Origin of the sequence: Pseudomonas sp. A6, from assembly GCF_052367875.1 — a bacterium.
Taxonomy (GTDB): Bacteria; Pseudomonadota; Gammaproteobacteria; order Pseudomonadales; family Pseudomonadaceae; genus Pseudomonas; species Pseudomonas citronellolis.
The window spans coordinates 5,489,223-5,509,035 of record NZ_CP198970.1 but is presented as its reverse complement, the minus strand read 5'-3'; the positions used below and the strand labels follow the sequence as shown (position 1 = coordinate 5,509,035).

General features: G+C 68.3%; 14 protein-coding genes and 2 tRNA genes. 6 read left to right on the top strand and 10 right to left on the bottom strand.

The window, feature by feature from the left end:
* Positions 1 to 581 precede the first annotated feature (581 nt).
* Positions 582 to 1,043: a DUF1456 family protein gene (locus ACTWJ5_RS24180; protein ID WP_444436707.1), complete on the bottom strand. Its 462-nt coding sequence runs from the start codon at positions 1,041 to 1,043 to the stop codon at positions 582 to 584.
* A 53-nt stretch (positions 1,044 to 1,096) separates the two neighbouring features.
* A complete protein-coding gene (rimO, locus tag ACTWJ5_RS24175; RefSeq protein WP_064583991.1) occupies positions 1,097 to 2,419 on the bottom strand; it encodes a 30S ribosomal protein S12 methylthiotransferase RimO in 1,323 nt (440 codons plus the stop codon).
* 250 nt (positions 2,420 to 2,669) lie between these two features.
* On the opposite strand from rimO, the gene ACTWJ5_RS24170 reads away from it, so the two are divergent.
* On the top strand, positions 2,670 to 4,574 hold the full coding sequence (locus ACTWJ5_RS24170; RefSeq protein ID WP_061562501.1) for a potassium transporter Kup: 1,905 nt from the start codon (positions 2,670 to 2,672) through the stop codon (positions 4,572 to 4,574).
* Positions 4,575 to 4,825: 251 nt separating this feature from the next.
* On the opposite strand, the gene ACTWJ5_RS24165 is transcribed toward ACTWJ5_RS24170, so the two are convergent.
* The 5 genes from ACTWJ5_RS24165 to ACTWJ5_RS24145 all read right to left on the bottom strand — a co-directional run bounded on the left by ACTWJ5_RS24165 (position 4,826) and on the right by ACTWJ5_RS24145 (position 9,856).
* Complete coding sequence (locus ACTWJ5_RS24165) at positions 4,826 to 5,389, bottom strand: cytochrome b (protein WP_058073370.1); 564 nt, start codon at positions 5,387 to 5,389, stop codon at positions 4,826 to 4,828.
* A gap of 119 nt (positions 5,390 to 5,508) precedes the next feature.
* The gene (locus tag ACTWJ5_RS24160) at positions 5,509 to 6,789 is read right to left on the bottom strand and encodes a virulence factor family protein (RefSeq protein WP_256512383.1); all 1,281 of its coding nucleotides are present in this window, start codon (positions 6,787 to 6,789) and stop codon (positions 5,509 to 5,511) included.
* Between the two features lies 1 nt (position 6,790).
* The gene (gene mprF / locus ACTWJ5_RS24155; RefSeq protein ID WP_256512382.1) at positions 6,791 to 9,424 is read right to left on the bottom strand and encodes a bifunctional lysylphosphatidylglycerol flippase/synthetase MprF; all 2,634 of its coding nucleotides are present in this window, start codon (positions 9,422 to 9,424) and stop codon (positions 6,791 to 6,793) included.
* A gap of 164 nt (positions 9,425 to 9,588) precedes the next feature.
* Positions 9,589 to 9,665 (bottom strand) — tRNA-Met (locus tag ACTWJ5_RS24150).
* 114 nt (positions 9,666 to 9,779) lie between these two features.
* A tRNA-Met gene (locus tag ACTWJ5_RS24145) sits at positions 9,780 to 9,856 on the bottom strand.
* Between the two features lie 298 nt (positions 9,857 to 10,154).
* Between ACTWJ5_RS24145 and dinB the strand changes: the two genes are divergently transcribed.
* From dinB to gcvT, 5 genes are all read left to right on the top strand, one after another.
* Positions 10,155 to 11,153: a DNA polymerase IV gene (gene dinB, locus ACTWJ5_RS24140; protein ID WP_245323028.1), complete on the top strand. Its 999-nt coding sequence runs from the start codon at positions 10,155 to 10,157 to the stop codon at positions 11,151 to 11,153.
* A 201-nt stretch (positions 11,154 to 11,354) separates the two neighbouring features.
* On the top strand, positions 11,355 to 12,881 hold the full coding sequence (locus ACTWJ5_RS24135) for a sigma-54-dependent transcriptional regulator (protein WP_043271122.1): 1,527 nt from the start codon (positions 11,355 to 11,357) through the stop codon (positions 12,879 to 12,881).
* A 265-nt stretch (positions 12,882 to 13,146) separates the two neighbouring features.
* Entirely contained in the window at positions 13,147 to 13,524 is a 378-nt protein-coding gene (gene gcvH / locus ACTWJ5_RS24130; protein WP_043271120.1) for a glycine cleavage system protein GcvH, read from the top strand.
* 14 nt (positions 13,525 to 13,538) lie between these two features.
* Complete coding sequence (gcvP, locus tag ACTWJ5_RS24125) at positions 13,539 to 16,400, top strand: aminomethyl-transferring glycine dehydrogenase (RefSeq protein WP_444436705.1); 2,862 nt, start codon at positions 13,539 to 13,541, stop codon at positions 16,398 to 16,400.
* A 93-nt stretch (positions 16,401 to 16,493) separates the two neighbouring features.
* On the top strand, positions 16,494 to 17,606 hold the full coding sequence (gcvT, locus tag ACTWJ5_RS24120; protein WP_444436704.1) for a glycine cleavage system aminomethyltransferase GcvT: 1,113 nt from the start codon (positions 16,494 to 16,496) through the stop codon (positions 17,604 to 17,606).
* A 296-nt stretch (positions 17,607 to 17,902) separates the two neighbouring features.
* On the opposite strand, the gene ACTWJ5_RS24115 is transcribed toward gcvT, so the two are convergent.
* From ACTWJ5_RS24115 to ACTWJ5_RS24105, 3 genes are all read right to left on the bottom strand, one after another.
* Positions 17,903 to 18,304: an META domain-containing protein gene (locus tag ACTWJ5_RS24115; RefSeq protein ID WP_074981424.1), complete on the bottom strand. Its 402-nt coding sequence runs from the start codon at positions 18,302 to 18,304 to the stop codon at positions 17,903 to 17,905.
* The gene (locus ACTWJ5_RS24110) at positions 18,301 to 18,741 is read right to left on the bottom strand and encodes a hypothetical protein (protein WP_009616879.1); all 441 of its coding nucleotides are present in this window, start codon (positions 18,739 to 18,741) and stop codon (positions 18,301 to 18,303) included. Before ACTWJ5_RS24110 ends, ACTWJ5_RS24115 begins: the two co-directional genes overlap by 4 nt.
* 79 nt (positions 18,742 to 18,820) lie before the next feature.
* Positions 18,821 to 19,810: a 2-hydroxyacid dehydrogenase gene (locus tag ACTWJ5_RS24105; protein ID WP_058072441.1), complete on the bottom strand. Its 990-nt coding sequence runs from the start codon at positions 19,808 to 19,810 to the stop codon at positions 18,821 to 18,823.
* Between the last annotated feature and the right edge of the window lie 3 nt (positions 19,811 to 19,813).

Here is a 19,813-nt window from a genome sequence, read left to right as displayed (position 1 = left end):
GAGGTGTGGGGGCGAAGTCCGTAACCCTCTCCCCAGCCCTCTCCCTGAAGGGAGAGGGGGCTGTCCTGAGTGGCTTGCCAGTCCGGCACCATCCTCCACCCCCGTCATTCCCGCGAACGCGGGACGCGGCTCCATCGCGAACAGCGCTTGCGCTGGCCCGAAGGGGAATAACCCAGTGACTGGCGGGTTCGCGAGCAAGCTCGCTCCTACGAAAAGCAAAAGCGCGTCCGCTTTTGCTCTGGCTTTTGGACTTCCAGAGAAACCTCCGCGCGCACCGAAACGCCCCTTCAGAAGGCCGAGCGAAACCGGCGCTCAGGAGGTCATGCGACATGGATGTCGCGAGAGCCCCGCGGGCTACAGGGACGTACCCTCGGGGCGGGCCTCCGTGGCGGGGGAATTCGTGAGGGTAGCCCGGCTCCATCGGGCCCGTATGTTGGGGCAAGCCTTCTTGGTTACTTCTTTGGCGTTTGAAAGAAGTGACTCGCCCGAGGGGGCGAAACAAAAAATCTCCGCAAACTCGGAGCGGCGCGTCACACCCAAACAAGAAGCCACTGGGTTCCCGCGTTCGCGGGAATGACAGGTTAGAGATCGGAGCGCCGGGCCAGGCCCTTGAGGAAATTGCGCAGCAACTGGTCGCCACAGGGACGGTAGTTGCCGTGACCGGGAGCACGGAACAGCGCATTGAGTTCCCCCTTGGTCATCACCAGCCCGGCATCGTCGAGGATCGCCAGCAGATCGTGGTCGCGCAGTTCGAAGGCCACCCGCAACTTCTTCAACACCAGATTATTGGTCAGCGGCAACTCCAGCGGCGGCAGCGGCCGGCTGTCGTCGCGGCCGCGGCGGTGGATGATCAGGCCGTCGAGAAAGCGCGCCAGCACCTCGTCCGGGCACTCGCGGTAGCCGGGTTCGTCCTCGCGGGCCAGCAGCGCGGCGACCTCGGCCTCGTCCAGCGTCAATCCGGCCAGGCCGGCGATGGCGGCGACCTCGTGGTCGGCGATGTCGAGGCTGTAGCGCAGGCTGCGCAGGATGTCGTTGTTGAGCATCGGTAGTGTCCCGGTTGAAAGAAAAAGCCCCGCAAGGCGGGGCTTTCGGCGACTCAGGCCAGTTCGGCCCAGAGATCGTACTCGTCGGCATCGGTGATGCGCACGCGCACCTTGTCGCCCGGCTTCACGTCGAAGGTGTCGATGTAGACGGCGCCGTCGATCTCCGGAGCGTCGGCCCAGGAACGGCCCACCGCGCCTTCGGCATCCACTTCGTCAATCAGCACGTCGATTTCCTTGCCCACTTTCAGTTGCAGGCGCGCGGCGGAAATCGCCTGCTGGTGCGCCATGAAGCGCTCCCAGCGTTCCTGCTTGACGTCATCGGGCACCGGCTCCAGGCCCAGGTCGTTGGCCGGGGCGCCTTCCACCGGGGAGTACTGGAAGCAGCCGACGCGGTCGAGCTGGGCTTCGGTCAGCCAGTCGAGCAGGTACTGGAAGTCTTCCTCGGTCTCGCCGGGGAAGCCGACGATGAAGGTCGAGCGGATGGTCAACTCGGGGCAGAGCTCGCGCCATTTCTTGATGCGCGCCAGGGTCTTGTCCTCGAAGGCCGGGCGCTTCATGGACTTGAGCACTTTCGGGCTGGCGTGCTGGAAGGGGATGTCCAGGTAGGGCAGCAGCTTGCCCTGGGCCATCAGCGGGATCACGTCGTCGACGTTGGGGTAGGGGTAGACGTAGTGCAGGCGCACCCACACGCCCATGCTCGACAGGGCTTCGCACAGCTCCAGCATGCGCGTCTTCACCGGCTGGCCGTCCCAGAAGTCCAGCTTGTACTTCAGGTCCACGCCGTAGGCGCTGGTGTCCTGGGAGATCACCAGCAGTTCCTTGACGCCGGCCTTGACCAGGCGCTGGGCCTCGCTGAGCACGTCGCCCACCGGGCGGCTGACCAGCTTGCCGCGCATCGACGGGATGATGCAGAAGCTGCAGCTGTGGTTGCAGCCCTCGGAAATCTTCAGGTAGGCGTAGTGGCGCGGGGTGAGCTTGATGCCCTGCGGCGGCACCAGGTCGATCAGAGGGTTGTGCTCGGCCTTGGGCGGCACCACCTCGTGCACGGCGCTGACCACCTGCTCGTACTGCTGCGGGCCGGTCACGGCCAGCACGCTGGGGTGCACGTCACGGATGCTGTCCTCGGCCACGCCCATGCAGCCGGTGACGATGACCTTGCCGTTCTCGGCGATGGCCTCGCCGATGGCGTCCAGGGATTCGGCCTTGGCGCTGTCGATGAAGCCGCAGGTGTTCACCACAACGACGTCGGCGTCCTCGTAGGTGGGCACGATCTCGTAGCCCTCCATGCGCAGCTGGGTGAGGATGCGTTCGGAGTCGACCGTTGCCTTGGGGCAACCGAGGCTGACGAAACCGACTTTGGGCGTTGCGGTGGACATGGGCGGCTAACCTCTAAGGGCGCGCTGGCGGCGCCTCTGATCAAAAAGTGCGCAATTCTAGCGGCGTCCCGCGCGCTTGACCAGCCTCCGTGAGACAAGCTGCCGCAGCGGCCGGCGAAAGCGCCGCCGGACACAGGGTAAGGGCGGCAAACACCTTCTATAGTCACTCAGATCAGGTTTTCGTGGCTCTTGCATCGCGGGGCCCGTCGGCGCAGGATGCGCCGAATTTTTCCTAGAGGAATTTTGTTACATGTCCAACGCCAGCGCTGGAACCGCGGAGCAGCAGGAAAACCATTCAAGCTCCGCCCTGGGCATGATGGTGGCCGCGGTGGGCGTCTGCTACGGCGATATCGGTACCAGCCCGCTGTACACGCTCAAGGAAGTCTTCGTCGGCGGCTACGGCGTGCAGGTGGGGCACGACGCCATCCTCGGCATCCTCTCGCTGATCTTCTGGTCGCTGGTCTGGGTGGTCTCGATCAAGTACGTGATCTTCGTCCTGCGCGCCGACAACCAGGGCGAGGGCGGGGTGATGGCGCTGACCGCGCTGGCGCGCCGCGCCGCCCACGATTACCCGCGGCTGAGTTCGGTGCTGGTGGTGCTGGGCCTGTTCGGCGCCTCGCTGTTCTATGGCGACAGCATGATCACCCCGGCGATCTCGGTGCTCTCGGCCATCGAGGGCCTGGAGATCGCCTTCGACGGCCTGGAGCACTGGGTGGTGCCGCTGGCGCTGATCGTGCTGGTCGGCCTGTTCCTCATCCAGCGCCATGGCACGGCGCGCATCGGCATCCTGTTCGGCCCGGTGATGGTGATCTGGTTCGTGGTGCTGGGCGCGCTCGGCCTGTACGGCATCTACCAGCACCCGGTGGTGCTGAACGCGATGAACCCCTACTGGGCGGCGAACTTCTTCATCGTCCACCCGGGCATCGGCGTGGCCATCCTCGGCGCCACCGTGCTGGCGCTGACCGGCGCCGAGGCGCTGTACGCGGACATGGGCCACTTCGGCCGCAAGCCGATTTCCCGCGCCTGGTTCGCCCTGGTGCTGCCGGGCCTGGTGCTGAACTACTTCGGCCAGGGCGCGATGATCCTCTACAACCCGGAGGCCGCGCGCAACCCTTTCTACCTGCTGGCGCCGTCCTGGGCGTTGCTGCCGATGGTAGCGCTGTCCACCGTGGCCACGGTGATCGCCTCCCAGGCGGTGATTTCCGGGGCCTTCTCGCTGACCCGCCAGGCCATCCAGCTGGGCTTCGTGCCGCGCATGTTCGTGCAGCACACCTCCAGCCAGGAGCAGGGGCAGATCTACATCGCCGGGGTGAACTGGGCGCTGATGGTCGGCGTGGTGCTGCTGGTGCTGGGCTTCGAGTCGTCCGCGGCGCTGGCCTCGGCCTACGGCGTGGCGGTGACCGGGACCATGCTGGTGACCACCCTGCTGATGGGCGTGGTGCTCTGGCTGCACTGGAAGTGGCCGCTGTGGCTGGCCATTCCGTTCTTCTGCATGATGCTGCTGGTGGACGTGCTGTTCTTCTCGGCCAACCTGCCGAAGGTGGTGCAGGGCGGCGCCTTCCCGGTGGTGGCCGGTATCGCCCTGTTCATCCTGATGACCACCTGGAAGCGCGGCCGCCAGTTGCTGGTGGAGCGCCTGGACGAAGGCTCGCTGCCGCTGCCGCTGTTCATCGCCAGCATCCGCTCGCAGCCGCCGCACCGCGTGCAGGGCACCGCCGTGTTCCTCACCGCGCGTTCCGACGCCGTGCCCCACGCGTTGTTGCACAACCTGCTGCACAACCAGGTGCTGCACGAGCAGGTGGTGCTGCTCACGGTGGTCAACGAAGACAGCCCGCGGGTCGCCACCGACCGCCGCTTCGAGGTGGATGCCTACGGCGAGGGCTTCTTCCGCGTGCTGCTGCACTTCGGCTTCATGGAGGACCCGGACATCCCGGCGGCGCTGAAGTACTGCCACCTCAACGAGCTGGACTTCAGCCCCATGCGCACCACCTACTTCCTCAGCCGCGAGACGGTCATCCCGTCCCGGCGCATAGGCATGGCGCGCTGGCGCGAGGGGCTGTTCGCCTTCCTGCTGAAGAATGCCAACGGCAACCTGCGCTACTTCAACCTGCCGCTGAACCGGGTGATCGAGCTGGGGACGCAGGTGGAGATCTGAGTGGTTTTGCTGGGGAAGACAAAGCGCGCCTGAGGGCGCGCTTTTTCGTTCTGGGGGGCTCGCCAAGCGATCGTGCATGGGATCGGCCGATCGCGGACGGAGTCCGCTCCTACGGTTCCAGGATGCACGGCTTTTCGTAGGATGGTGTTGAGCGAAGCGATACCCATCACCGCAACCGCATGGGTTTCGCAAGCTCAACCCATCCTACGGGACTCCGTCCGCGATTCGCGCGCAGGTGCGGGATGGCGCGGTTACTCCGGCCGCGCCTCGCCGGCGCCGGGCAGCATGCGCACCAGGGTGTTGTCGCGGCTGATGAAGTGGTGGAACAGCGCGGCGACGGCGTGCAGGCCGATCAGGAAGTAGCCGATGTTGCCGACGGTCTCGTGCACGGCCTTGACCTGCTTGGCCAGGTCCGGGTTCTCCGCCACCAGAGGCGGCAGTTGCAGGCCCCAGAAGGGGATCGGCTTGCCGGCGGCGCTGAGGATGGTCCAGCCGGCCAGCGGCAGGCCGATCATCATCGCGTAGAGCGCCACGTGCACGGTCTTGGCCAGCAGCATCTGCCAGGCCGGCGGGGCGGGCACGATCGGCGGGGTGGGGTAGATGAAACGGCCGATCAGGCGCAGCCAGACCAGGCAGAACACGCTCAGGCCGAGCATGAAGTGCCACTGGCTTAGCAGGGCGCGGGTGTCGCTGCCCTTGGGGTAGTTGCCCTTGAGTTCGATACAGGCGTAGACGCCGGCGATCAGCACCAGCATCAGCCAGTGCAGGGCGATGGACAGGCTGCCGTAGCGGCGCGGGTAGGGGGGCTGGCTCATGGAAACTCCTTCTCTTCAGGCTGTCCCGCTCGTGGCGGCGGGTCGGGGCAGCTTGCGTCCGCAGCCTGAAGCCAGGCTGAAGACGCAGCCAATGCCTGAAGTGTAAGCCAGCCTTCGCCTCAGGACTCGTTCGGCGGCACCTGGCGCGCGCGGATGGCGTTGACCAGGCGCTTGGCCAGGGCCGGGTAGTTCTCGTCGAAATGGTGCCCGCCGGGCAGTTCGAGGTTCTCGCCGATGGCCTGGGGCTGGGTGCAGCCGCTCTCGTCCTTCTCGTCGATGCCATACACGCAGAGCACCTTGGGCCCGGGCATGCGCGCCAGTTCCGGCCCGGTGGCGGCTTCCTGGCCGGCCTTGCCCAGCCAGCCCTGCACTTCGATCTCGAAGCTCCCGCTGCGCGCCAGGGCCAGCAGCAGCACGGCGCTGACCTGCTGCTTGTCGGCCTCGGGCAGGCGGTTGTAGATGGCCGGCAGCACGTCGGCGCCGAAGGAGTAGCCGGCCAGCACGAAGTGGGTGGCGCCCCATTTCTCGCGGTAATGCTGCATCAGCAGGGCGAGGTCGGCGGCGCTCTGCTCGGGGCTCTTGTGCTCCCAGAAGTAGCGCAGCGCGTCGATGCCCACCACCGGGTAGCCCAGTTCGGCCATCTGCCCGGCGACGTCGCGGTCCAGGTCGCGCCAGCCGCCGTCGCCGGAATAGAACAGGGTGACGGTGGGCGAGGGCTTGGCGGCCGGCACCTCGACCACCGGGAAGTCGTCGCCGCTGCCCTGGATCAGGCGCTTGAGCTGGTCGTCGAGGACCACCGGCAGGCTGTCGTAGTAGTTGGCGATGACGGTCTCGGCGTTCTGCTGGGTGCGGGCGAAGCGCGCGGTCTCGTCGTCCGGGTTGTCGTTCCAGGCCGCGGTCCAGTGGCCGTGGGGCGCGCTCTGCGGCAGCTTGGGCGCGGCGCAGTCGGGCTTGTCGAGGGCGAAGCCGACCGACAGGGCCTTGGCCTTGTCGCTGTTCTGCCCGGCCAGCCAGCGCCAGGCCCAGGCGCCGCCCTGGTGCACGCCGGCGACCAGGGTGGGCTGGGCGTCGAGCAGGTTCAGCGCGGCCTGCACGCGGTGCTGCTGGGCCACGCAGTCGTTGTCGGGGAAGAGGAACTGCACCACCCGCGCGCCGTTGTCGTGGGCCAGGGCCAGCAGCTGGGCGTCGTCCAGCTTGTTGTCCTGGGGCACCGCCAGCAGCACGGTGGCGGTCGGATGGCGGGCGGGAATGGCCAGGCTCACCGGGCTGCCGTCGGGCAACTTGCCGTGCTCCAGGCGCGCCTGGGACAGCGGGTGGAACCACAGCGCCACGGCTGCGGCAGCAGCGACGACTATCAGCAGCAGGACGATGGCCAACAGGCGCCAGCGACGTTTCGACATATCAGCGTTTCACCAGTCCGGACAGACCGCCCGCGATCAGGGCGGCGGTATCGGCCAGCGCCACCAGCGGATCCAGTCCGGCGGGCACGGCCAGGTAGCGGGGTTCCCAGTCGGGCTGGAACTTGTCCTTGAAGCGACGCAGCCCCTGGAAGTTGTAGAACTGTTCGCCGCGGTGGAACACCAGCGCGCCCAGGCGCTGCGTCAGCGGCGCGCCGCGGCGCGGCTGCAGGCCCGAGAGCGGCACCATGCCGAGGCTGAAGCGGGCGTAGCCGTGTTCCTTGTAGTGCAGGATCAGGCCGAGCATGAGGAATTCCATGGTCATCTTCGGCGCGTCCGGCACCACGCGCATCAGGTCCAGGCTGGCCAGCTCGCGGCTGGCGGTCTCCAGCAGGTTGACGAAGGCCACCGCGCGGCCCTGGTAGCGCACCACGGCGACGCGGAAGAAGCGCAGGTACTCGGGGGTGAAGCGGCCCAGGGAGAAGCCCTTCTCGCGGGTGGCCTTGCCGCCCAGCCAGGCGTCGGAGATCGCCCGCAGCTCGTCCAGCGGCGCCTGCCCGGCTTCATGGAATTCCACCGAGAGGCCGTCGCGCTGGCCGCGGTTCCAGGTGTAGCGCAGGTCCTTCATGTCCTTGCCCTTGGCTTCCAGGTCGAAGCGGCGCAGGTCCACGCGCGCCTCCTCGCCGAGCTTGAGGGCGGTCAGGCCGATGTCCATGTAGAACGGCAGGTTCTCCGCGCGCACCTGGTAGAACACCGGGCGCGCGTGGTGCAGGTCGCAGAGGTCGCGGAACTGCCAGATCAGCTCGGCGCGGGCCTGGGTCGGGCCGATCGGGTCGTACAGCGCCACCAGGCTGCGGCCGCGGCGGGCGTACATGAGGAAGGCGTCCTGGCTCGGATGGAACAGCAGGGCCTTGTCGCCGGACAGCGCCAGGCCGCCGTCGGGCTGCTCGGAGCGGGCGAGGATGGCGGCGGCGCGGTCCAGTTCCTCGGGCGTCGGCTCGTGGATCGCCGGCGGCGAGGTGCGCAGCAGCCAGGTCAGGCCCACCGCGGCCAGCAGCAGGCAACTGCCCAGGGCCGCGCGCAGGCCGCGCGGGGCATCGGCGTCGAGGGCGAACTGCCACCACAGCTCGTGGCTGTAGGGCACGTCCTGGTAGGCGAACAGGAACAGCCAGATGGATGCCGCCACCACGCAGCCGGCAGCCGCCAGGTACAGCGGCGAGAAGGGCACTTCCATCAGCCGGCTGCGGCGGTAGAAGGAGCGGCGGAAGATCGCCAGGAGCAGGGCGGTGACGCCGAGGATCAGCGCTTCCTCCCAGTCCACGCCCTTGAGCAGCGACAGCACCGCGCCGCTGAGCAGCAGCACCAGGGTGATGGCCCAGGCCGCCGACAGGCGCCGGCGCAGGCCCTGGGCCAGCAGCAGGCAGAGCACGCCGATCAGGCTGGCGGCGAAGTGCGAGGCATCCACCAGGCGGTGCGGGACCAGGAAGTCCAGCTCCTCCAGGCGGGTGTCGATGGACGGGGTGGCACCGGAGAACAGCAGGACGATGCCGGAAATGAACACCAGCACCGCCAGCACCGGCGCGGCCAGGCCGGAGGCCACGCGCATGGCCTGGCGCGCCAGGAGCATGCGCCGCGCCTCGACCACCAGCAGCAGCAGGCAGGCCAGCAGCAGCGGCAGCACCACATAGATGAGGCGGTACATCAGCAGCGCGGCGGCCAGCGGCGCGGCGCCGATCTGCCCGGAGAAGGCGGCCAGCAGGATCGCCTCGAACACCCCGACGCCGCCGGGCACGTGGCTGAGCACGCCGGCGGCCAGGGCGATCATGTAGACCAGCAGGAAGGCGCCGAACGGCGGCGCCTCGGGCAGCAGCAGGTAGAGCACGGTAGCGGCGGCAGCCACGTCCAGCGCGGTGATCACCAGCTGCAGCAGCGACAGGCGCAGGCCCGGCAGGCGCACCGAGCGGCGGCCGATGCGGATCAGCTGGCTGTCCGGCGAGGGCTGTTCCGGCTCGCGGCGCCGCTCCATGCCGATCACCAGCAGCACGCAGAAGGCCAGAATGGCCACCGCCAGGGTCGCCACCAGCCACTGCGGCAGGTTCAGCGCCTGGGCGGCGTCGGGCAGGTCGCTGAGCGCCGCCATGGCCGCCAGCACCGGCAGCGCGCAGCCCAGGGACAGGCTGGCGAACAGCGTCATGCGCGCCACTTCCATGGCGTTCAGCCCGGCGCGGGCATAAAGGCGGTAGCGCACCGAGCCGCCGGAGAGCATCGACAGGCCCACCGCGTTGCCGATGGCGAAGGCGCTGAAGCCGCCGGTGAGCAGCGTCGGCAGCGGCAGCTTCACCCCGGCGAAGCGGGTGGCCGACCATTCGTAGCCGAGCAGGCAGACGAAGCCGGCCACGGTGGCGGCCAGGGCGCCGAGCAGGGCGTTGCCGGGGATGTCCAGCACGGCGTCGTGCAGGGAATAGGGATCGATGTCGCGCAGCAGGTGGTAACAGGCCACCAGCGCCAGGGCGAACAGCAACAGGGTGACGCCGACGCCGATGGCCTGGCGATGGGCGCCGAGCCGCTCGAACAGGCGGGAGCGGGAAGGAGCGCTGGCAGTTTCCGGAGTCTCAGGCGCGGTGGAGTCGACGCGCATCGGGCACCTCAATGGCTGTTGCGCGACAGGTGGGGGCACCTGCGCGAATTCCCAAGTCCATGGGAACAAATGACTGCAATTATGGAGGGCGCGGCCTGGGTCAGGCTCGGTCTTTTTCCGCCGTAACGAAAAAAGCCACTCCGCAGAGTGGCTTTTTTCTATGTTGGTTGCGGGAGCTGGATTTGAACCAACGACCTTCGGGTTATGAGCCCGACGAGCTACCAGACTGCTCCATCCCGCGCCGGCCATTCTACTCGGGATGAACACCCTGTCAATCGATTTCTGCTTTCCGATCAATTATTTAAATTGAGCGCAAACGAAAAAGGCCACTCCGAAGAGTGGCCTTTTTCTATGTTGGTTGCGGGAGCTGGATTTGAACCAACGACCTTCGGGTTATGAGCCCGACGAGCTACCAGACTGCTCCATCCCGCGGCGGCCATTCTACTCAGGACGGCTACCCTGTCAACCGTTTTTTCAGAAAAACTGGTTTTTCTTCAGATGCTTAGCGAAGCGGGGCAGGCCGGGCGGGGCTTGCCCGGCCTGCCGGGCCGGCGGCGCAGGCGTTCGCGCCGTTTTGCATTACCATGGAAGCCTTCAGCTAATGCGCAGGAACGGACGGGGCATCTCCTCCGAGTTCCGGCGCTATCCCCTCCGAGCAGGTTCCGCGTTGAGTTCCCGGCAGCGAAAGATCATCCACATCGATTGCGACTGTTTCTACGCCGCCATCGAGATGCGCGACGACCCCAGCCTCGCGGGCAAGCCGCTGGCCGTGGGCGGCTCGCCGGACAAGCGCGGGGTGGTCGCCACCTGCAACTACGAGGCGCGCGTCTACGGCCTGCACTCGGCCATGGCCATGCGCACCGCGGTCAAGCTGTGCCCGGACCTGACCATCGTGCGCCCGCGCATGGACGTCTATAAAGGCGTGTCGCGGGAAATCCACGGGATCTTCCGCGACTACACCGACCTCATCGAACCGCTGTCCTTGGACGAGGCCTACCTGGACGTCAGCGACTGCCAGCAGTTTTCCGGCAGCGCCACGCTGATCGCCCAGGACATCCGCCGGCGTGTCTGGTCGTCGCTGGGCATCACGGTGTCCGCCGGGGTGGCGCCGAACAAGTTCCTGGCCAAGATCGCCAGCGACTGGCGCAAGCCCAACGGCTTGTTCGTGGTCACCCCGGAGCAGGTCGAGGACTTCGTCGCCGAGCTGCCGGTGAAGAAGCTCCACGGCGTGGGCAAGGTGACGGCCGAGAAGCTGGCGCGCCTGGGCGTGCAGGACTGCCGGCAACTACGCGACTGGTCGCGCCTGGCACTGGTACGCGAGTTCGGCGGCTTCGGCGAGCGCCTGTGGAACCTGGCCCGCGGCATCGACGAGCGCCCGGTGCAAGTGGACAGCCGGCGCCAGTCGATCAGTGTGGAGAACACCTTCGACCGCGACCTGCCCGACGTCGATGCCTGCCTGGCCGAGCTGCCCGGCCTGCTCGACGAACTGCAGCGGCGCATGCAGCGCCTGGACGCCAGCTACCGGCCGGGCAAGCCCTTCGTCAAGCTGAAGTTCCACGACTTCACCCAGACCACCCTGGAGCAGGCCAACGCCAGCCGCGACCTGGACAGCTACCGGCAACTGCTGAACCAGGCCTTCCAGCGCGGCGCCCGGCCGGTGCGGCTGATCGGCGTCGGCGTGCGCCTGGTCGACCTGCGTGGCAGGGCCGAGCAACTCAGCCTGTTCTGAGAACCTGCCTACGATCTGCTGCGCGTCGGCATAACTGCGTTGAAAACAGGCGAGTGATGCTCATTTAGTGGACTAAACTGCGCTCTCTCCCCTGTTTTTGCCTTGTTCTGCTCTAGCTCGCGAGCTCGTAGACAGGTTCTGAGCGTTGTCGGCGCCGGGTAAAAGTCCGATCATGCGCAGCGCGTAGCCAGGGCCCGAAGCATGCGAATCCACGTCACCTTCACCGACCGCGTCGGCATCACCCAGGAAGTCCTGGCGCTGCTGGGCGCGCGCAACCTGAACCTGGACGCGGTGGAGATGGTGCCGCCGAACGTCTATATAGATGCCCCCGAGCTGCGCCAGGAAGTGCTCCACGAACTGCACGGCGCGTTGCTGCGGGTGCGCGGCGTGCTCTCGGTGCAGATCGTCGACATGCTTCCCGGCCAGCGCCGCAGCCTGCACCTGGATGCGCTGCTGGCGGCCATGGGCGACCCGGTGCTGGCGGTGGACGCCCAGGCCCGGGTGCTCCTCGCCAACCCGCGGCTGATCGACCTGTGCGGCCGCCAGCCGGCCGGCGAGTCGCTGTCCACCCTGTTCGACGAGCCGGGCCTGGCCGAGCACCTGATGGAGAAGGGCTTCCGCCTGCCGATGCACGAGGTCAGCCTCGGTGGCCAGCCGCTGCTGCTGGACGCCACGCCGATCCGCGGCACTGGCGATGCGCTGGATGGCGGCCTGCTCACCCTCTACCCGCCGAGCCGCATCGGCGAACGCCTGTCGCTGCTGCACCATGACCACGCCGAGGGCTTGCAAGGCCTGATCGGCCGTTCCGCGCCGCTGATGCAACTCAAGGCGCGGGTGCGCAAGGTTGCCGGGCTGGACGCGCCGCTGCTGATCCAGGGCGAGACCGGCACCGGCAAGGAACTGGTGGCGCGTGCCTGTCATGCCCTGAGCGCGCGCCGCGAGGAACCCTTCCTGGCGCTGAACTGCGCGGCGCTGCCGGAAAGCCTGGCCGAGAGCGAGCTGTTCGGCTATGCCTCCGGCGCTTTCACCGGAGCCCAGCGCGGCGGCAAGCCGGGTCTGCTGGAGCTGGCCGACCGCGGTACCGTGTTCCTCGACGAAGTGGGCGAGATGTCGCCCTACCTGCAGGCCAAGCTGCTGCGCTTCCTCAGCGACGGCTGCTTCCGCCGCATCGGCGGCGAGCGCGAGGTGCGGGTGAACGTGCGGGTGCTCTGCGCCACCCACCGCAACCTGGCGAAGATGGTCGGCGAGGGCAGCTTCCGCGAAGACCTCTACTACCGCCTCAACGTGCTCAACCTGCAGGTGCCGCCGCTGCGCGAGCGCGGCCAGGACATCCTGCTGCTGGCCGAGCACTTCCTGCGCCTGGCCTGCACGCAGATCCAGCGCCCGCCGTGCCGCCTGGCGCCGGAAACCCACCCGCTGCTGCTGGGCAACCGCTGGGCCGGCAACGTGCGCCAGTTGCAGAACAAGATCTTCCGCGCCGCGGCCATCGGCGAGGGCGAGGTGATCGGCGTCGAGGACCTGGAAGTGGCCGGCACCGAGCTGGACACCCGCCAGGCTGCCGACGAGGAGGTCACCAGCCTGGAGGAGGCCGTGCAGCAGTTCGAGAAGTCGCTGCTGCAGCGGCTCTACGCGGCCTACCCCTCGACGCGCCAGCTGGCCGCGCGGCTGCGCACCTCGCACACCGCCATCGGCCAGCGCCTGCGCAAGTACGGGATCGGCGAGCGCTGAGAGTGGAACGGTTTCGCTCCGGTGGAGCGGTTTCGTTCCATCTGGCGGCGGCCGCGCCAGCCGGGGCCCTGATGCGCTAAAGGCCAGGAGACTGGTTGGTTTTTGTGGAATGATTTCGTTCCGATGGCTAGATCGTATCTGGCGACCATGTTAATCAACTGATTGATTTATAAGTACTTTGTTGGTTTTGGCATCACCCTTGCTCTCGTGCCGGGAAAAATCGCGAGCCACCCGACGGCTCGATTCGAGACCAAGAGGACGACCCATGACCACCCTGCGCTTCACACCCGACCATGAATGGCTGCGCCTCGAAGCTTCCGGCGAAGTGACCGTCGGCGTCACCGACTATGCCCAGGAGGCCCTGGGCGACGTGGTCTACGTTCAGCTGCCGGAGCTCGGCCGCCATGAGCAGGGCGCCGAAGTGGCGGTGCTGGAGTCGGTGAAGGCCGCCAGCAACATCGTCATGCCGCTGGCCGGCGAGGTCACCGAGGTCAACCCCGCGCTGATCGATGGCCCGGAGCTGGTCAACCAGGCGCCGCTGGCCGACGGCTGGTTCTTCCGCATCCGCCTGGATGACGCCGCCGCCCTCGACACCCTGATGGACCAGGCCGGCTACGAAGCCTACCTGTCCGCCCGCGCCTGAACCGGGGAGCCCGCATGAGCAAGGTCCAACTGAGCACCAGCAACGAATTCATCGCCCGCCACATCGGCCCGCGCGAGGCCGACACCCAGGCCATGCTCGAACTGGTCGGCTACGCCAGCCTCGACGCCCTGACCGACAGCGTCATCCCCAACAGCATCAAGGGCACCAGCGTGCTCGACGGCAGCGCGGGGCAGGGCGAGGCCCAGGCCCTGGCCGACCTGCGCGCCATCGCCGCGCAGAACCAGCTGCTGCGCAACCACATCGGCCAGGGCTACTACCCCTGCCACACCCCGGCGCCGATCCTGCGCAACCTCCTGGAAAACCCGGCCTGGTACACCGCCTACACCCCCTACCAGCCGGAAATCTCCCAGGGCCGCCTGGAAGCGCTGCTGAACTTCCAGACGCTGATCAGCGACCTCACCGGCATGCAGATCGCCAACGCCTCGCTGCTGGACGAAGCCACCGCCGCCGCCGAGGCCATGACCTTCTGCAAGCGCCTGTCGAAGAACAAGGCCGCCCAGGCCTTCTTCGCCTCCGCGCATTGCCACCCGCAGACCCTCGACGTGCTGCGCACCCGCGCCGAGCCGCTGGGCATCGAAGTAGTGGTCGGTGACGAAGCTGCGCTGCAGGACTTTTCCGCCTACTTCGGCGTGCTGCTGCAATACCCGGCCAGCACCGGCGCGGTCATCGACTACCGCGAGCTGATCGAGCGCGCCCACGCCGCCGGCACCCTGGTGGGCGTAGCCGCCGACCTGCTGGCGCTGACCCTGCTCACCCCGCCGGGCGAATTCGGCGCCGACGTGGTCCTGGGCAGCGCCCAGCGCTTCGGCGTGCCGCTGGGCTTCGGCGGCCCGCACGCGGCCTACTTCGCCACCCGCGACGCCTTCAAGCGCGACATGCCGGGCCGCCTGGTCGGCATCTCCATCGACCGCTTCGGCAACCCGGCGCTGCGCCTGGCCATGCAGACCCGCGAGCAGCACATCCGCCGCGAGAAGGCCACCAGCAACATCTGCACCGCCCAGGTGCTGCTGGCCAACATCGCCAGCATGTACGCCGTCTACCACGGCCCGCAGGGCCTGAGCGACATCGCCCGGCGCGTGCACCGGCTGACCGCCATCCTCGCCGCCGGCCTGGCGCAGCTGGGCCACAAGGTCGAGCAGGAATACTTCTTCGACACCCTGAGCGTCGCCACCGCGCGCCCGGCCGCCGAAGTCCACGCCGCCGCCCAGGCCGCCGGCCTCAACCTGCGGGTGATCGACGACGGCCGCGTCGGCGTTTCCCTCGATGAGACCTGCGAGCAGGCCGCCGTCGAAGCCCTGTGGGCGGTGTTCGCCGCCGGCCAGGCGCTGCCGGACTTCGCCGCCCTGGCCGCTAGTGTCGGCGACCAGCTGCCGCAAGCACTGCTGCGCACCTCGGCCTTCCTGCGCCACGAAGTGTTCAACCGCTACCACTCCGAAACCGAGCTGATGCGCTACCTGCGCAAGCTGGCCGACAAGGACCTGGCGCTGGACCGCAGCATGATCCCGCTGGGCTCCTGCACCATGAAGCTGAACGCCGCCAGCGAGATGATCCCGATCACCTGGGCCGAGTTCGGCAACCTGCACCCCTTCGCCCCGGCCGAGCAGGCCGCCGGCTACCGGGCCATGACCGAGGAACTGGAGGCCATGCTCTGCGCCGCCACCGGCTACGACGCCGTGTCGCTGCAGCCCAACGCCGGTTCCCAGGGCGAGTACGCCGGCCTGCTGGCCATCCGCGCCTACCACGCCAGCCGTGGCGAGGGCCACCGCGACATCTGCCTGATCCCGTCCTCGGCCCACGGCACCAACCCGGCCACTGCCCAGATGGCCGGCTTGCGCGTGGTGGTCACCGCCTGCGACGCCCGCGGCAACGTCGACCTGGCCGACCTCAAGGCCAAGGCCGAGGAACACCGCGAGCGCCTGGCGGCGATCATGATCACCTACCCGTCGACCCACGGCGTGTTCGAGGAAGCGGTGCGCGACATCTGCGCCATCGTCCACGACAACGGCGGCCAGGTGTACATCGACGGCGCCAACATGAACGCCATGGTCGGCTTGTGCGCGCCGGGCAAATTCGGCGGCGACGTCTCGCACCTGAACCTGCACAAGACCTTCTGCATCCCCCACGGCGGCGGCGGCCCGGGCGTCGGCCCGATCGGCGTGAAGGCGCACCTGGCGCCCTTCCTGCCCGGCCACGGCGAACAGCTGGAGCGCAAGCAGGGCGCGGTCAGCGCGGCGCCCTTCGGCAGCGCCAGCATCCTGCCGATCACCTGGATGTACATCCGCATGATGGGCGGGCAGGGCCTCAAGCGCGCGTCCCAGGCGGCCATCCTCGGCGCCAACTACATCGCCCGCCGCCTGGAAGAGCATTACCCGGTGCTCTATACCGGTGAGAACGGCCTGGTGGCCCACGAGTGCATCCTCGACCTGCGCCCGCTCAAGGAAACCAGCGGGATCAACGTCGACGACGTGGCCAAGCGCCTGATCGACTTCGGCTTCCACGCCCCGACCATGTCCTTCCCGGTGGCCGGCACGCTGATGGTGGAGCCCACCGAGAGCGAGTCGAAGCAGGAGCTGGACCGCTTCTGCGACGCCATGATCCGCATCCGCGAGGAAATCCGCGCGGTGGAACGCGGTGAGCTGGACAAGGACGACAACCCGCTGAAGAACGCCCCGCACACCGCGGCGGAGCTGGTCGGCGAGTGGTCGCACCGGTACAGCCGTGAGCAGGCGGTGTATCCGCTGGCCAGCCTGGTGGACGGCAAGTACTGGCCGCCGGTGGGCCGCGTGGACAACGTCTACGGCGACCGCAACCTGGCCTGCTCCTGCCCGTCGATCGCCGACTACCAGGACGCGTGAACCCTTAAGTCCCCGCGCCCGCTCCGGCGGGCGCCGTGGCCGCGGTTGGCGCCGGATGCGCCGACGCGGCCTTTTTTTCGCCAAGGAGTTGCCATGAGCCTCGCCAAGACGCCGCTGTACGACCTGCACCTGGAACTGGGTGCGAAGATGGTTCCCTTCGCCGGCTACGAGATGCCGGTGCAATACCCGCTGGGCGTGCTCAAGGAGCACCTGCACACCCGCGCCCAGGCCGGCCTGTTCGACGTGTCGCACATGGGCCAGCTGCACCTGCGCGGCGCCGACGCCGCTGCTGCGCTGGAAAGCCTGGTGCCGGTGGACATCCTCGACCTGCCGGTCGGCCAGCAGCGCTACGCGCTGTTCACCAACGCCGAGGGCGGCATCCTCGACGACCTGATGGTGGCCAACGCCGGCGACCACCTGTTCCTGGTGGTCAACGCCGCCTGCAAGGACCAGGACCTGGCGCACCTGCGCCAGCACATCGGCGCGCGCTGCGAGATCGAATCGCTGTTCGACAGCCACGCCCTGCTGGCCCTACAGGGCCCGGCCGCGGCGGAGGTGCTGGCGCGTTTCGCCCCGGCGGTGAAGGGCCTGACCTTCATGCAGGTGGCGAGCGTCGAGTTGCTGGGCGTGCAATGCAACGTCAGCCGCTCCGGCTATACCGGCGAGGATGGCTACGAGATTTCCGTGCCCGTGGCCCAAGCCGAAGCCCTGGCCCGTGCGCTGCTGGCCGAGGAAGAAGTGCAGCCGATCGGTCTTGGCGCGCGCGACTCGCTGCGCCTGGAAGCCGGCCTGTGCCTGTACGGCCACGACATGGACAGCGCCACCACGCCGGTGGAAGCGAGCCTGGGCTGGGCCATCTCCAAGGTGCGCCGCGCCGATGGCGAGCGTGCCGGCGGCTTCCCCGGCGCCGAGCGCATCTTCGCCCAGCAGCGCGAAGGTGTGGCCAGCAAGCGCGTCGGCCTGCTGCCGCAGGAGCGCGTGCCGGTGCGTGAAGGGGCGGAGATCGTCGACGCGGATGGCGCGGTGATCGGCAAGGTCAGCAGCGGCGGCTTCGGCCCGAGCCTGGGCGCCCCGGTAGCCATGGGCTACGTGGCCAGCGCCCATGCGGCGCTGGACAGCGAAGTGTTCGCCATGGTGCGCGGCAAGCGCGTGCCGATGAAGGTGGCGCGCACGCCGTTCGTGCCGCAGCGGTATTACCGCGGCTGAAGAGCATCGCGGACGGAGTCCGCTCCTACGAAAAGCGGGGTAGGGCGTATAACCGTTCGCGGTTATACGCCGTGGTTCCGAGCGCCATGGTCATGCGGGTGCTAAATGACGCGTCCGAACGGCGGATAACGCTTCGCGTTATTCGCCCTACGCGTTTGCCAGGAGGCATGGCATTTCCCCGTAGGAGCGGATTCATCCGCGATTGCGCCGGCAAGGGCGCTTTCAGGCCTGGCGCCGGAGTCCCCGGAAGCCTCGTTCGCGAGCAAGCTCGCTCCTACGAAGAGCCGCTGGGCGCCTCAATCCTCCGGCCACATCCGCAGCGCGCGGCTGTCGGCCGAGAGCAGGCGCAGTTCGCCCTTGTCTGTTATTTCCCAACGCTGCACTTCGCCCAGCGCCTGGAAGAACCGCTGCTCCTGCTCCATCAGCGCCGGCGCGCACATCCTTCGGGTGCTGCCGGGCTGGCCGAAGCTCAGCGTTTCGCCGTCCAGCTGGTAGCTGGCGAACCAGTGGTTGCAGCCGGCGTTGCCGAAGGCACGGCCCTGGCCGTCGAAGGTCAGGCTGACGTGGCTGCGGCCCACCAGCGGGCGCTTGCCGATCCATTCCACGCGGTAGGCCTGGTCGCTTTCCGGTTCCGTCGGGTGCTGGGCGCAGCCGGCCAGCAGCAGGGCGCCGAGCAGGGTCGTCAGCGTCTTGTTCATGGGTTCCCCCGGGCCTGGCAGGCGGGGCAGAGGTGGCGGTCGCCGTCCACCGTCCAGCCCAGTTCGGCGATGCGCGCGGTGGCGGCGGGGGCATGGGCGGGCTTGCCGAGGCTGGCGTCGACGGCGAACTCGAAGTCCAGCATGGTCCCGCAGCCGTCGCACTTGACCTGCCAGTTGAGGATCGACAGTTCCTTGAACACCGGGCCCTTGGCCACCGCGGTCCATTGCCCCGGCGGGTTGATCAGGTGGCGCACCTTGTCCACCGTCAGCGTCATGCTCAGGTCGCGGCTGCCCTTGAGGCTGACCAGCAGGGTGTCGCCGTTCTGGATCGAGCCACCGTTGCCGGTGACCTGGTAGAGGCCCGGCCCGAGCGCGCGGCATTCGTTCAGCGTGTGTTGCGGGTTGAGCAGGTTGTAGCGGAAATCGTGTTGAGCCATGGGTCCTCCGAAAGTCCGCCCATAGTAGGGGAAGTGGCCCGGACTCGCGACCGTGGCGGCGTGGCCACGGCCCCGGGGCTCAGGGTTCGACGAGGTTGACAGGGGCACCTTGGCGCCAGGCGCCGATGTTGTCCAGCGTGGTCCCGGCGATGGCCGCCAGCGCCTCGCGGGTGAGGAAGGCCTGGTGCGCGGTGATGATCACGTTGGGGAAGGTCAGCAGGCGCGCCAGCACGTCGTCCTGCAGCGGCAGGTCGGAGCGGTCGGCGAAGAAGATCTCCGCTTCCTCCTCGTAGACGTCCAGCCCCAGGTAGCCCAGTTGGCCGCTCTTGAGCGCCTCGATCAGCGCCGGGGTGTCCACCAGCGCGCCGCGGCCGGTGTTGATCAGCATGGCGCCGCGCTTCATGCGCTGCAGGCTGTCGGCGTTGACCAGGTGGCGGGTGGCGTCGTTGAGCGGGCAGTGCAGGCTGATGATGTCGGACTCGGCCAGCAACTGGTCGAGGCCGACGAAACGCCCGCCGAGGGCCTCGATGGCCGGGTTGGGGTAGGGATCGTAGGCCAGCACCTGGCAGCCGAAGCCGCGCATGATCTGCGCGAACACCTGGCCGATCTGGCCGCTGCCGACCACGCCGACGGTCTTGCCGTGCAGGTCGAAGCCGGTCAGGCCGTGCAGCGAGAAATCGCCTTCGCGGGTGCGGTTGTAGGCGCGGTGCAGGTGCCGGCACAGGGCCAGGACCAGCCCCACGGCATGCTCGGCCACCGCGTGCGGCGAGTAGGCCGGCACCCGCACCACGGTCAGGCCCAGGGCGTGGGCGGCGGCCAGGTCGACGTGGTTGTAGCCGGCCGAGCGCAGAGCGATCAGCCGCGTGCCGCCGGCCGCCAGTTGCTCCAGCACCGGCCGCGAGAGGTCGTCGTTGACGAACGGGCAGACCACCTCGAAGCCCATGGCCAGGGCGGCGGTGTCCGGGCGCAGCGGGCTCTGCTGGAAATGCAGTTCGAAGCCGTGCCCGGGGTTGGCGGCGAGGAAGCTCTCGCGGTCGTAGTTCTGGCTGCTGAACAGGATGATGCGCATGGC